Origin of the sequence: Streptomyces melanosporofaciens, assembly GCF_900105695.1 — a bacterium.
Classification (GTDB): domain Bacteria; phylum Actinomycetota; class Actinomycetes; order Streptomycetales; family Streptomycetaceae; genus Streptomyces; species Streptomyces antimycoticus.
The window spans coordinates 145342-158860 of sequence record NZ_FNST01000002.1 but is presented as its reverse complement, the minus strand read 5'-3'; the positions used below and the strand labels follow the sequence as shown (position 1 = coordinate 158860).

The 13519-nt window shown below is 67.0% G+C and carries 8 protein-coding genes and 2 pseudogenes; 5 read left to right on the top strand and 5 right to left on the bottom strand.

Annotated elements, in window-relative coordinates; all coding sequences use genetic code 11:
- Window positions 1-4 precede the first annotated feature (4 nt).
- Both pglY and pglZ read left to right on the top strand, forming a co-directional pair.
- Window positions 5-3844: a BREX-2 system ATPase PglY gene (gene pglY / locus BLV72_RS03380; protein ID WP_093460196.1), complete on the top strand. Its 3840-nt coding sequence runs from the start codon at window positions 5-7 to the stop codon at window positions 3842-3844.
- Window positions 3844-6648 (top strand): BREX-2 system phosphatase PglZ, encoded by a 2805-nt coding sequence (gene pglZ / locus BLV72_RS03375; RefSeq protein ID WP_093460195.1) that lies wholly within the window; start codon window positions 3844-3846, stop codon window positions 6646-6648. The genes pglY and pglZ overlap by 1 nt, the downstream gene beginning before the upstream one ends.
- Before the next feature lie 1162 nt (window positions 6649-7810).
- On the opposite strand, the pseudogene BLV72_RS03370 reads toward pglZ, so the two are convergent.
- The 3 genes and pseudogenes from BLV72_RS03370 to BLV72_RS03355 form a co-directional block, all read right to left on the bottom strand.
- A pseudogene (locus tag BLV72_RS03370) lies at window positions 7811-8020 on the bottom strand (transposase); the annotation flags it as partial.
- Window positions 8021-8502: 482 nt separating this feature from the next.
- The gene (locus tag BLV72_RS03360; RefSeq protein WP_093460193.1) at window positions 8503-8742 is read right to left on the bottom strand and encodes a hypothetical protein; all 240 of its coding nucleotides are present in this window, start codon (window positions 8740-8742) and stop codon (window positions 8503-8505) included.
- 1 nt (window position 8743) lies between these two features.
- A complete protein-coding gene (locus BLV72_RS03355; RefSeq protein ID WP_237298759.1) occupies window positions 8744-9277 on the bottom strand; it encodes a flavin reductase family protein in 534 nt (177 codons plus the stop codon).
- Between the two features lie 176 nt (window positions 9278-9453).
- Here BLV72_RS03355 and BLV72_RS03350 point away from each other — a divergent pair, with 176 nt between their 5' ends.
- The 3 genes and pseudogenes from BLV72_RS03350 to BLV72_RS03340 all read left to right on the top strand — a co-directional run.
- Entirely contained in the window at window positions 9454-9891 is a 438-nt protein-coding gene (locus BLV72_RS03350; RefSeq protein ID WP_203348397.1) for a nuclear transport factor 2 family protein, read from the top strand.
- 62 nt (window positions 9892-9953) lie between these two features.
- Window positions 9954-11117: an LLM class flavin-dependent oxidoreductase gene (locus tag BLV72_RS03345; RefSeq protein WP_093460192.1), complete on the top strand. Its 1164-nt coding sequence runs from the start codon at window positions 9954-9956 to the stop codon at window positions 11115-11117.
- Between the two features lie 245 nt (window positions 11118-11362).
- Window positions 11363-11861 (top strand): annotated as a pseudogene (locus BLV72_RS03340) (integrase core domain-containing protein); the annotation flags it as partial.
- A gap of 47 nt (window positions 11862-11908) precedes the next feature.
- Here BLV72_RS03340 and BLV72_RS03335 read toward each other — a convergent pair.
- Together BLV72_RS03335 and BLV72_RS03330 are read right to left on the bottom strand one after the other, a co-directional pair.
- Window positions 11909-12328, bottom strand: a complete 420-nt coding sequence (locus BLV72_RS03335) for a PIN domain nuclease (protein WP_014059307.1) — start codon at window positions 12326-12328, stop codon at window positions 11909-11911.
- Window positions 12325-12537: a type II toxin-antitoxin system VapB family antitoxin gene (locus tag BLV72_RS03330; RefSeq protein ID WP_014059306.1), complete on the bottom strand. Its 213-nt coding sequence runs from the start codon at window positions 12535-12537 to the stop codon at window positions 12325-12327. The genes BLV72_RS03335 and BLV72_RS03330 overlap by 4 nt, the downstream gene beginning before the upstream one ends.
- Window positions 12538-13519: the final 982 nt, after the last annotated feature.

The window sequence follows — 13519 nt, the reverse complement described above, 5'->3', positions numbered from 1 at the left end:
AGACATGGCAGCGAACCTCGCAAACGGCAACCTCGGCACCCCCCTCCTCCGCGAGCTGATCAACATCAAGCCGGAGGTGTCCAGCTCCGACTACGTCCTCCAGCTCGCCGACGCCACCACCCCCGACGGTGCCGAGAAGGCCCTGGCCGATTACGTCGTCACCGACGACCTCGTGCAGCACTTCAACGAGGCCCTCGGCCTCATCAAGTCGGCGGTGGACAGCCACTCCTCGAAGGCCGCGTACCTGCACGCCTCGTTCGGTGCCGGTAAGTCGCACTTCATGGCCGTACTGCACGCCCTGCTCAACCAGGCCCCGGCGGCTCGCGACAAGATCGATTTCGACCCGGTGTTCGCGAAGAACGGGTGGCTGCAGGACGGCGACCGGCGGTTCCTGATGGTGCCGGTGCACATGCTCGACGCCAAGTCGATGGAGCAGCGGATCCTCAGCGGATACGTCAAGCGGATCAAGGAGCTGGAGCCCGACGCGTCGACCCCGCGGGTCTACCGCAGCGATGCCATGTTCCGCGACCTGCAGTCCATGCGGAAGCGGCTGGGCGATGAGGATGTGATCAAGTTCCTGGCGGGTGCCGCGCCTGCCGAAACCACGGGCGAGTGGGGCGAGTTCGGGGCCGCTTTCGGCTGGACCTCCGAGCTGCTCGATGAGGCCATGGCCGCCGAGGAGCTGGAGGTCGGAGAGGAGTTCAACCCCGCTGACCCGTCCACCCCGGGGGAGCTGCGGGCCCGGCTCGCCCAGGACACGGCCAAGGTGCTGCCGGGCTACGAGGAGCGCGCCGTCGAGCAGGACGGCGGCTTCATCAGCCTCGACCGGGGCCTGTCGGTGATAGCCCAGCACGCGAAGAGTCTGAACTACGACGGGATCGTGCTCTTCCTCGACGAGCTGATCCTGTGGTTCGCCTCTCGTATCTCCTCCTCGGAGTTCGTATCCCGCGAGACGGCGAAGATCACGAATCTGGTGGAGGGTGGCGACGAACGCCGGGCCGTCCCCGTCGTGTCGTTCATCGCTCGCCAGCGCGACCTTCGCGACCTGGTCGGATCCGCTGAGGACGGGGGCCGCTACCAGCGGGCCATCGTCGACAACCTGGAGCTCGCCTCGGGCCGGTTCGACCGCATCAGCCTGGAGGACCGCAACCTTCCTCAGATCGCCCACGCGCGCCTCCTCAGGCCGCTGTCGACCGACGCGAACGCGGTGATCGGGGAGGCGTTCAAGAAGGCGAAGTCCACCAACGCCAAGTTCTGGGACGAACTCCTGGGCGGCGACGGGAACAATGTGGGCGCCACGGAGACCGCGTTCCGCTTCACGTACCCCTTCTCGCCAGCCTTCATGGATACCCTCGTCCACCTGTCCTCGGCCCTTCAGCGCTCGCGCACCGGCCTCAAACTGATGGGTGAACTCCTCGCCGCGCGGCGCAATCTGCTGCGCGTCGGCGAGCTGGTGCCGCTCGGCGACGTCTGGGCGCTGATCTCGGGCGGCGGCGACAAGCCGTTCACCGACGAGCTGCGGGCCGTGTTCGAGGAGGCCGACCGGCTGTACCGCAACCGGATGCGCCCCTACCTCCTCGACCAGTACCGGGTCACGGAGGAGCAGGTCGCGGCGTACCAACAGGACCCTGCCGCCATCGAGGACGGTGACCTCTCCCGCAGGCTCAAGCAGTTCACCGACGACGACCGACTGATGTCGACCCTTGTCCTGTCCGCCCTCGCGCCCGCCGCGCCGGCCTTCCAGAACATGACGGTCAAGCGGTTCCTGGCCCTCAACGCCGGCACCATCAAGGCGCTCCTTCCCGGCGGCGAGATCCCCGCCCTGATCAACAAGTTGAAGGAGTGGGCGGGCCGGATCCCCGAGATCAAGCTCGCGGGCGACGGCGTGGCGATGACCGTTCGCCTCGAACTGACCGGCGTGGACATCGACTCCGTCGTCCGCAACGGCCGCGAAGCCTTCGACAAGCCCCGCTACCGCCACGACGCCGCTGTCGAGCTGCTGCGCTCGGAGTTCGCGCTGACCGCGGCCAAGGGGCAGGGCGCCTTCGACGCCTTCGACACCCTCGACTTCACCTGGCGGGGCAGCAAGCGCCGTACCGAGGTCGTCTTCGCCAATATCGCCGACCGGGAGGAGACCCCCGACTCCACGCTCACTCCCACCGACGCGGAGACCTGGCGACTCGTCGTCGATCTTCCATGGGACGAGGGGGAGTTCGGGCCGCGCGAGGACCTGAACCGGATGAACAGCTTCTGGGAGCGGCACCCCGAGGTCCAGCATTCCCTCGCCTGGGTGCCCACGCATATGACGACGACGATGTATGCGGACTTCAACCGGTACGTGATCATCAAGCGGATTTTGAACAGCGGCAGTGACTTCGACAGCCGTTTCGCCGCTCACCTCGGCCCCGACGACCGGGTGCGGGCACGAGGGCTGCTCACCACGCAGGCCGACACCCTGCGCGACCGGGTTCTCGCCGCCTTCAAGCAGGCGTACGGCCTGGCGAAGAAGCAGGAGGGGGACGTCCTCGACGACTTCTCGGACCACATCGCCACCAAGCCGGGCGCGACCACGCCCGCGCTCGGACTGAGCGCCGCCCCGCGTGATGCGATCCGCGACATCGCGGGCAAGATGCTGGCCTGGCAGTACCCGGCCCACCCCGACCTCGGCGCACAGGCCGTCACGCCCGCCCAGGCGCGTACCGTCCTCGGATACATCAGCGAGGCCGCCGGGGCCCGCGAGGGCAAGGCGGAGATCGCGCGCGGAGACCAGGGGCTGATGGAGACGGTCGCACAGCCGCTCAAGCTCGGCACGATGGGGGAGAGCTACTTCACCCTCGGCGGGTACTGGCGCGAGCACTTCAACCGGCTCGCGAAGAGCGACCCGGACGCGGACATCGGCTACGGCTCGCTGACCGCATGGATGGACGAACCGCAGCGGATGGGGCTCGCGACCCACATCCAGCAGCTCGTCGCGGCCGCGTACGGCGAGATGGAGGACCGGGTGTGGGTCATCGGCGGGGCTCCCGTCGCCGACCTCAAGCTGGGCGAGATCAAGGACGGCTGGGCGTTGCGCCGCCAGCCCCTGCCCTCCGAGCCGGACTGGGAGATAGCCCGCGCGCGCTACGAGAAGATCTTCGGCAAGAAGGCCCCCGTGCAGCTGCGCGGGCGGATCGTCAACTCCTTCGCCGATCTGGTGCGTACCCACGTCGACAAGCTCTTGCCGGCCAGTCGCGAGCTGGTGGCCGAGCTGGAGCGGCGAGCAGACTTCCTCGGCCTCGACGACACCGCCGTCACAGGGCGTCTGCACACCGCACGCCGCGGTCTTGCCCTGCTCGAGGAGCTGCTCGCCGAGAAGGGCCGCGGGGCCAAGCGGGTCGTCGAGGCCCTCGCCGCGTTCGGCTTCGGCGAACTGACGCTGGAACGGCTGGGCTCATCCGTCACGACGGCGGACGCGGTGGCGTCCGCCCTGCAGAACGCCTCCTGGGACGTGCTTGAACTCGGCACGGGCATGGACGCCCTCACCACCCTCCAGGAGGACGCGCGCGAGGACCAGTTCAACAGGAAGCTGCAGGACTCCCTGCCCCGTGCCCAGCGGGCGATCACCCAGGCCCTGGCCGTCCAGCGGCAACAGCAGCAGCGGACCGAACCACCGGCTGCCACCCCGGCCTCGCCCACCCCCGACCAGGTGCCGCTGACCACCGACACCTCGCACCCGAAGGTCAAGACCACTGCCCGTACGGGCTCCGTGCAGGGCAGCGCTGCCGAGGTCGAGCAGGCCCTCCACCAGGTGGCGGCCGCGCATCCCGGCAAGGCCATCGAGATCACGTGGAAGGTGGTCGACTGATGCCTCAGGCCGGCCGGGGCCTCGCCCGCCTCACGCCCACCGCCGTCGCGAAATACCTTGCGGGTCAGCGCGCGCTGCTGAAGGGCACCCAGCAGCCGGACGGCGACACTCGCCAGGTCGTGCTCCTGCGTTCGGCACCCATGTGGGAGGAGCAGCCGATCCTGTCCTGGAACGGCGGCCGGCGCGCACGGGTGGCCACCGCGCCGTCCGTGCTCGCCGTCTACCAGGAGGCGCTCAGCCACCTCGACGCCCCCGGTCCCGGTTCGGTGGAAGACCCGTCCCTGCTCGTCCTGCTCACCGACCGGGAGGACGCCGAACTCGACCCCGGCATCCTGGTCCGCGCGTACCGATACGCCATCCAGCACGTCGACAACTGGGACCTCATCCGCGAGACCTTCACCGCCTCCGGTATCGATCCACGGCTCAGCGACGAGACCTGGGGGGTGGCCGAGGCCCTCCTCGAAGCCGCCCCCGCGGGCGGCTGGCCCGGCCTCAACCGGCAGGTCCTGTCCCGTACACACGCCCTCGCCGCCCTCGCACGGCGGCGGCTGCTGCTCGACGCGGACGCCCAGCTCGACATCGACACTCTGCTGCTGTGGAGCCGCACCTCCTCCGAAGGACCGCGTGCCTACCGCGCGCTGCGCGACGGGGAGCGGGCCGGGCTGCGGCGCTTCCTCGCTGAGGTGGACCAGGCCGGTCCGACCGCCGACGCCCTTCTGTCGATTACCGAGCACGACGAGCCATCCGTCGCTCTGCCGTTCGGGCTCGTCGCCGCCGCGCTGTGGCAGCACGCCCCGGCCGGCCCCGAGGTCTTCCGGGCGCGCGGCCGAGCGGAGAACATCCTCGGCCGCGAGTTCACCGACGAGGCCATGCGGCGCTACGGGGAATCCGCCGAGAACCTCGTCGCACGCAACGCACAGCTCCTCGCCGAGGTCACCCCGGACGCCGAACGGCTCGCCGGCCATCTGGGTGCGACCGGGGCCGTACGACACAGCCCCTACCTGCCCGCCGGACTCGAAGCGCGCCTGGCCGCCGTGGGTTCGGCGATCGCCGGCCGCGATCTCGACGCCTGCCGTACGGCGCTGCGCGCGGTGCAGGCACACCACCTTGCCGAGACGGCCCGCACCCGGATCGGCCGCGCCCGGATGGCCGTGCGCCTGGTGCAGTGGCTGGCCACCGAACCCGCATGGACACCGGACACCGTCGCGGACGCCCTGGCCCACTACAACGCAGAACTCTCCTGGGCCGACCGTGCGTTGGAGCACCTGGAGGCGGGCGGCGACACCGAGCCCGCCCTGTCCGATGCCTACGACGCGCTCGCCGCTGACGTACGTAAGGTGCGGCGCCGCATGGACCAGGCCTTCGCCGAGCAGGCTGCCGAGTGGACCGCGGCGGGTACCGCTCCCAACTCGATGCTGACGGTCGAGACCTTCCTCGAGCGGGTCGCGAAACCTGTGGTGAAGTCCCAACGACGGCTGATGCTGATCGTCGTGGACGGCATGAGCGCCGCGCTCGCGGGACAACTCGGCGAGGAACTCGCGGCGAACTGGACCGAGTACGACCCCACCGGCGAGAAGGGGATGCCGCCCACCCGCCAAGCGATGGCCGCTGCCCTGCCCACCGTCACCGCCGTCAGCCGCACCACACTCCTCACCGGCAAGCTGCAACGCGGCGACCAGAAGACCGAGAAGCGTGAATTCCCGTCCCTGCGGCTGTGGTCGGGGCACAAGGCGGCCGTCTTCCACAAGGACGACCTCCGCCCCGCCAGCACCGGTGGACGCTTCGGGCCCGACCTGGAGGCGGCCCTGACCGACGACGCGTCACACCTCGCGGTCGTCCTCAACACCGTCGACGACGTTCTGAAGAACGACGAACGCCTCGACGAGTGGGACTGGACGATCGGCGACATCGACGCCCTGACCCCACTCCTGGACGAGGCCCGCCGGCGGGGCATGGCCGTACTGATCACCAGCGACCACGGGCACGTACTGGAGCACCGGGGTGTGAAGGTCCCCACCCCCGAGGCCGTCAACGCCCGTTACCGCGTCGTCCCGGACGATGGCGCCGAACCACTGGTCAGCGAGGCGGAGACGGTACTCGCCGGCCCACGAGTGGTCGGAGGCCCCATCGTCGCCCTGTGGCCGGCCGACGCCCGTTACACGAACCGTGCCGCCGGATACCACGGGGGAGTGCACCCGGCCGAGTTCACGATCCCTGTGCTCGCGTACCTGCCGGACGGTGCGACCGAGCACATTCCACCAGGGTGGCGGCAACTCACGGACACGTACGAGCCGCACTGGTGGAAACTGGACACGACGCGCCTGCGCACGACCTCGGCACCTCCCTCCGCGGAGACCGGGACGACACAGGCGACGAAGTCCAGGCGTACCCCGAAGAAGTCCGCTCCACAAGACACGGGTCTGTTCGAGATCGCGGTGTCCCCCCAACCCTCCGAGACTGAGGGAACGCTGCTCGCCGTGGAAGCTCAGTCGCCGGTGGAGCAGCTCCTGGACGACCTCTTCGCCTCCCCAGCCCTCAGTGACCAGCTCGCTCTCCTCCCTCGCAAAGAGGACCCGGAGGGACTTCGCCAGGCCCTCGCAGCGCTCTGTGAGAACAACACCCTCCCTCTGACAGCCGTGGCCGCCGCCGCGGGCAAGCCACCGGCCCGGGCTCGCGGCTACGCCGCCGTCCTCACCCAACTCCTGAACATGGACGGAATCCAGGTCCTCGAACTCCTCCCCGACAACAAGACGCTGAAGCTCAACCCGACGTGGCTGAAGGCCCAGTTCGGGCTTGGGGAGTAGGTCCGTTGCGGGCCTCACCCTGCACGGAACCAGCTGTACAAGGCTCCTTGGCCACTGTCTTGAGCGACCGACCGAATACTGCGTTCGTGCCCTGACCACGTGCGCTGCTCAGCCCGAGGCGCTCCGATGCTCCGGCGTGAAGCTCACTTGCGGGCCGGCGTGGAACTCTGCGGATGCCGAATAATACGTCCGCCCTGGTCAGGCATCGTGTTTCCCTGCCGGAACGAGGGGTGGTCCGTGGCCGGCACGAGGACTCGAATGTCTGCAGGTGAGCTGCCCCGCGACGTGCTTGGGGGCGCGAAGAACGATGCCGCCGTTGCTCCACTGTGGCACTTGACGGCTTGCGCGTACAGCGTCGTACGGGGCTTGACGGCGCAGCAGGTCTGAGAGAGTATTAAAGTGGAGCATAAGAGGAGAATTGCCGCACCGCTGGGGGTCAAGGGGTCGCAGGTTCAAATCCTGTCGTCCCGACCAGCGTTTTCGCAGGTCGAAGGCCGTTTCCGCGGGTAGCGGAAGCGGCCTTAACCGTTTCCGGGCCGGGAGCAATGGGGAGCCCTCTGGGAGCCCTCGTGCTCCCAACTCGCAGACGTGTCAACGGTGCCCGATTCGTCCGTCACCCGATCCGGTAGACCTACGGCGCCGTACCGCGCCCCTGTGCGCCGTCGTCAACCGTAGGCCCCTGGCGTCACCCTATTGATTTCGGATGCTCTGTGCATCGAGAGGCATAAGGCCCCTTGTCGGCTCTCGACCTCCTTTCAGGGTGGGAGCACGGAGTCGCGCTCCCCATGCGACAGGGATGGGGGACTGTCGGTGATGTCGCTGAGTCGGTTTTCGCAGGCAGGTCGCACGCGGGCGTCCTGGTCGTTGCGAGCGACCTGCGTCAAGGCGAGGCAAAGCCCCTTGGCGTCCGCCGGCAGATAGGTCACTCCCAGGGCGCGAGTGCCGTATCCGGCTCTGGAGCGCTGTGGCGAGACAGGCGGCGGGGGATTCTCGGCGAAAAATAGTGTGCCAAGCGGACGAGCGCTTGCCGGAAATCCTGAAGGGTGTCTTTATTGCCGTACGGTGGTTGACCTGGGGCTTTGCGATCGTCTGAATGTGGGCATGATCAGTGACCGTGGGTCTGCGACTGCTCTACCTGATCTTCTGCCGGCTACTGGGCTGGGGTGTCCCACTCGCGCGGGCGGTAGCCGTTGCGGTGGTTGACGCGCTCGTCGCTGACCTGGCCGTACTCGGCCCCGCACAGTGTGTCGGCCTCGCCGGACATCAGGGCGTCGGCGAACGTTTTGATCATCGCGCGGAGCAGATCCGGACTCGCCGAAGCGAGACTGCCTTCGGTCAGGGCATGCAGAGGCACACTGTCAGGTGCGGTCATCGTGCTGATCTCTTTCAAGATCTTGGTCGTTCTCGAAGGATCAGCCGGTGGCCGTTTGTCCATCCGGGCCCTCACCCCGACGCCGAGGAAAACCCCCGGATCAGGCGGAACCCGGTACACCACTTCCTAGGACGCAACCGGGGCGAGAAGATGGTCACGCTCTGCGATCACCTGGGGGCCGAGAAAGTCAATAGGTGACGTCAGTACATGCTGGAGCCTTGGTTGGATTCCCGCTGACCGGGGCTCCTTCCCGCCTGTGATCGGGCGGAGCGCTCTTCCTTGGCCTCGTCGCTCTTGCGCGGCGGCGTCATCCTTGGCCAGCAGGGAGAAGCCGTCGGCTCTTCGTCCTTGACGGCCGCGAAGGGCCTCCGGGCGTGCGGGACGAGCTGCACGACGGGCGGATGCTCGGGGTGGGCGTCCGGGAGGAGGTCAGGCCGGGTCCGGCCCGGGCCGGACGATGTGTGCCTGGACGTGGCCGTCGTTCAGCCATCCCGACGATTCCGCGACGGCGAGCATCTCTTCAAGTGCTGCCGCCCATTCTCTCGTTCGGGGCCGGAGGCACGAATCCAGTCGCCGCGCACGAAGGCCGAGCCATCGGCGACATAGCCGAACTGTTCGGCCCGTTCGGTAAGTGTCTGCAGGTCGTCGGCCACCACGCTGAACCTGGTCAGGTCGTAGGGCTCGGCAAGCCGGACGTCCGCGTCACGCGCGTCGATGTACACGTCAGTACTTCGCCAGGGACCGGAAGGTGCTGGCGTGAAAGACCACCGGGGGAACTCCGGCGTGCGGTGAGAGCCGGTCGATCTTGAGCAGCGCAATGGCGTGGTCACCGGCGGGTACCTCCCGGACGATCCGGCATTCCAGCCACAAGGCCGCTCCAAGGACGAACACGGAGCCCGGCGGCTCGGCCACCCAGTCCACGGAGGCGAACCGGTCGGAGGACTTGGAGGCAAGGGCACGCGCCACAGGGCCCTGGTCTTCCGCGAGCACACTGACACCCAGGCGTGAAGCTCGTCGCAGTACCGGCCAGGTGGTCGAGGCGTGGGCGACACACACCGAGACCAGTGGCGGTTCGAGTGAGACGGAGGTGAACGAACTGGCCGCGATGCCGGTCGGCCGACCGGCAACGAGGCCGCAGACCGCCGTGACCCCGGACGGGAACCGCCCGTAGGCGCCTCGGAGTACGTCGGCGGTCAGGCCCCTGTTGTCGACGAACGTGTCCGCGGTGGTCCTTCTCTCGTTCGCTGCACCGGTCACAGTGGAACCCTTCCTGAATCAAATTCATTTCTGCCCGAGCGTACCTACCATGACGGCGAGTGCGGAAGAGGTGACGCAAGCCCTCTATTCCTGGCTGCAAGACCATTGACCCCCTACCCTGCAGGCGCTTAGATTCTCGATCCAATCGAGGCGAACTAAACTCAGTTAGGTATCCAGTGGAACAAGACGTACTGCGGCAGGCAAACATGGTGATCGCCGAGCGGTATCTCCAGGCGATCAACGACTGGGACTTCGACGTCAAACGCGAACTGCTCGCGCCCGAAGTGGTCTTCGAGATGCGGTGGGCCCCGGAGGGGTTTCCCCGGCGCCTCGACGGAGTGGAGGCCGTTATGGAGTTCCTCGCTCCACTGCCTGAATCCATCGTCACCGAGGGGCTCTACGACATCCGCATCGAGACCCTCCACTCCGACCCTGGCCAGGTCATCACCTTCTACAAGAGCGACATGACCATGGTGCGGCCCGTCGAGTACAAGAACGAGTACGTCACCTGCTTCACCGTCCGGGACGGCAGGATCGTCCACTTCGTGGAGTACTACGACCCAACCCCACTGGTTGTCGCCTTCGGCGGCAGCGTGACGCCGCCCTCGCTCTGACACCCGCGCACTCCGTTGTCGCTCCTGTCCGTCAACGCTCACCAACGAGAGGGCCATCAACCATGTCCACATCCCACTTCCCGACCAACTTCGGCGTCTTCATGGCTCCCTTCCACAAGATCGGCGTCAGCCCCACCGTGCTCTTCGAGCGGGACCTGGCCGTCATCGAACTGGCCGACCGTCTCGGCTTCCAGGAAGCCTGGCTGGGGGAGCACCACTCCGGGGGCCACGAGCCGATCGGATCCCCGGAGTTGATGCTCGCCGCGGTCTCGCGCACCACACGCACCATCAAGCTCGGTACAGCGGTGAACTCCCTGCCGTACCACAACCCGTTTCTGCTCGCCGAACGCCTGGTGACACTCGACCACCTCACCCATGGACGTGCGATCATGGGCTTCGGGCCAGGCCAGCTGATCTCGGACGCCTATATGCTCGGCATCGATCCGTCCACCCAGCGAGACCGGATGCTTGAGGCGGCCGCGGTCATCATGCGACTCCTGCGCGGCGAGACCGTCACGGAGAAGAGCGACTGGTTCGACCTGCACGAGGCCAAACTGCAGCTGCGCCCCTACACCGTCCCCGAACTCGACGTGGTCGTCGCCGCGGTCACCTCACCCTCGGGCCCCGTGACCGCCGGCAGGCTCGGTATCGGCATGATCAACCTCTCCGCCAGTTCACCGGCAGCCTTTGAAGCACTCCGCACGCATTGGAGCATCGCGGAGAAAGAGGCCGCGAAGCACGGTCGGACCGTGGATCGCAGAAACTGGCGCCTGTCCGCCATCACCCACATCGCCGAAACCGAGGAGCAAGCCCGCGAGGACTGTGCCCACGGCTTCGAGGAGATCTGGAACTACCTCTCCCACATCTCGCCGCTGCCCGCTTCGGACAAGCCGGACGTCGAGGGAATGATCGACGACGCGATCGAGACCGGGTCGGTCCTGATCGGGACGCCGGACACGGCCATCGAGCTCATCCGGAAGCTGGCGGACCAGACCGGCGGCTTCGGCAGCTTCGTGATGACGCTGACCGACTTCACCACCTTCGAGAAGCAGAAGCGCGCGGTCGAACTCTGCGCCGAGTACGTCATCCCGGAGTTCCGGGGGCAACTGCAGCCCATCCGTGAACACAACGCCTGGGTACGCGACAGCGAGTGGAAGACCGAGACCGTGGCAGCGATCAACGCCGCTTCCCAGAAGTATGCCCAGCAGACAGCCGAGGCTCGCTGACCCTCACGGAGAAGGCATCCATTGCCGGACCACGAAAAGTTAGCCTCCCTGTTTCGGTTGGGTCGGCTGAGCTGATTTGATCGGCGCTGGGTTGTGGTTGTCGGCTGCTTCTTGCCTGGTGTGCATGGGTTGGGCCCGACGCTCGGTCGGGTGCTCCGGGTTCCTCGGGTCGTGGGTGGTCAGGGACAAAGCTGCTGGTCAGGTGGCCGGTCTTGGCAGGGTCGCGAGGCGGGCGAAAACGTCCGTCAGTCATCGAGCACGCCACCCGGCGAGTCCGGATCCTCGGCGCCACAGCACACCCCACCGCAGCCTGGGTCGTGCAGCTCGGGCGCAACCTCGTCATGGACCTGGAGGACGCAGGCAAGCACAGTCCGGTTCCTGATCCGTGACCTGGACTCCAAGTTCACCTACGCGTTCGACGCAGTCATGAGCGACGCCGCAATCAGCGTCGTCAAGACCAGTGTCCGAACCCCCAGAATGAATGCCATCGCGGAACGCTGGATACAGACCTGCCGACACGAGCTACTCGACCGCACCCTCATATGGAACCAGCGACACCTGCTGCACGTGCTCCGCGAGTTCGAAGCGTTCCACAACAGTCATCGCCCCCACCGAACCCTGGATCAGGCCAGTCCGCTCCGCCCCCTCCCCCAACCGATCACCGAACCAGCTCAGATCAGACGCCTGGAGATCCACCGACAAGATCGGCTCGGTGGCACCCTCCACGCGCACCATGCAGCCTGACCTGGGCGGATGATTATTCGGCACCCGCAGCGTCCTGGGCAGTGAAGTCAGTGGTCCGCTGTGCCTGCCTCCGTGACCCACTTCATGGGCTGGCCTGTTATGGCGGCGATCATGTCGTAGTCCTGGTCGTAGTGCAGCACGGTCACCGCATGTCGTTCGGCTGCTGCGGCGATCAGCAGGTCAGGCATGGACAGTGCGCGGTGGTTGCCTTTGGTGATGGCCTGTCGCTGGATGTCTTTGGCCCGGTCCCACACTTCGTCGGGCATCGGCAGGTAGTCGAAGCCGGACAGGAACCAGTGCAGGCGCTTCGCGTCGTTGTCGTTGCGTGCGGAGTACATCACCTCCATCTCGACCGGTCCGCACACAGCCAGTACGCCATCCTCGTGGAGTGGGTCGAGGACCTCGGCCACCTTCGGCTTACGCCATCGCTGGAGGGCGGAGTTGTCGATCAGGAAGCGCTCACTCACGCCACGTTCCTGCTGTCGGGCTCCGTCCGGCTGTCGTAGGTCAGGTCCAGGTCACCGGACTTGATCGCGTCGATGCCCTCCTGTCGCAGCCGACGCTTGACAGCTTCCTCCATGGCCATGCGCACAGCCTTGGCCTTCGTCTTCACGCCGTACAGGCGCATGGCGTGTTCCACCATCTCATCGTCGAGATCGATCATGGTGCGCGACATCGAAAACTCCTTTCGTCGGGGACGGCGGCCTTCAAAATGATAGCAGTATGAGGCGTTGAAGTGGTGTCGTTTGAGGGTTGATGGTCATGCGGGTGTCGCTGCGGCCTTGCGCGCGCGCAAAGCCGCATAGCGGGCTCCGTTTGATGATCAAGCCTGCGGCCTGGGCGTATGAATGGCTGGCACTAACAGTGTTCGTTGAGTGCGCCGCACCCCGTAGATCGTCCAGGGGTTCGGTTTCCTCGACTCCTGCTCCGGGAGCGCGTGGGACGACTCCCGCGAGGCGCTGAGGATGTTGGGCGGGTGTGATTCCAGGCTGGTGATGTCGGAAGAGGAGCGATCGGATTCGGGGCGGTTGTAAGTTCCCCGGGGGCGTTGTGTGGAGTGAAGGTGTGCGGTTCATGACGGCATCCGGGTCGGCGGATGGTCATGGTGTTGGAGTGAAGCGTTGCGGCGGCAGGGGGGACGTGTTCGGGGGTCGGGCGTTGGGAGCGGTGTTCTCTTGCTCTGTACGGCGGTGTACGGCTTCGAGGCGGTCTGCTACAGACCGATACCGATCGTTGCGGAGAGTTGCCGCGCGGCTGGGGGTCAAGGGGTCGCAGGTTCAAATCCTGTCGTCCCGACCAGCGTTTTCGCAGGTCGGAGGCCGCTTCCGCGGGTAGCGGAAGCGGCCTTGACCGTTTCCGGGCTGGGAGCAATGGGGAGCCCTCTGGGGGCCCTCGTGCTCCCAACTCGCAGACGTGTCAACGGTGCCCGATTCGTCCGTCACTCGATCCGGTAGATCTACAGCGCCGTACTGCGCCCCTGTGCGCCGCCGTCAACTGTAGGCCCCTGCGGTCACCCCATCGATTCGGATGCTCGGTGCATCAAGAGGTATAAGGACCCTTGTCGGCTCTCGACCCCCTTCTGGGGTGGGAGTACGGAGTCGCGCTCCCCATGTGACAGGGGGACGGGGGACTGCTCGTGATCTCTCTGGGTCGGTTTC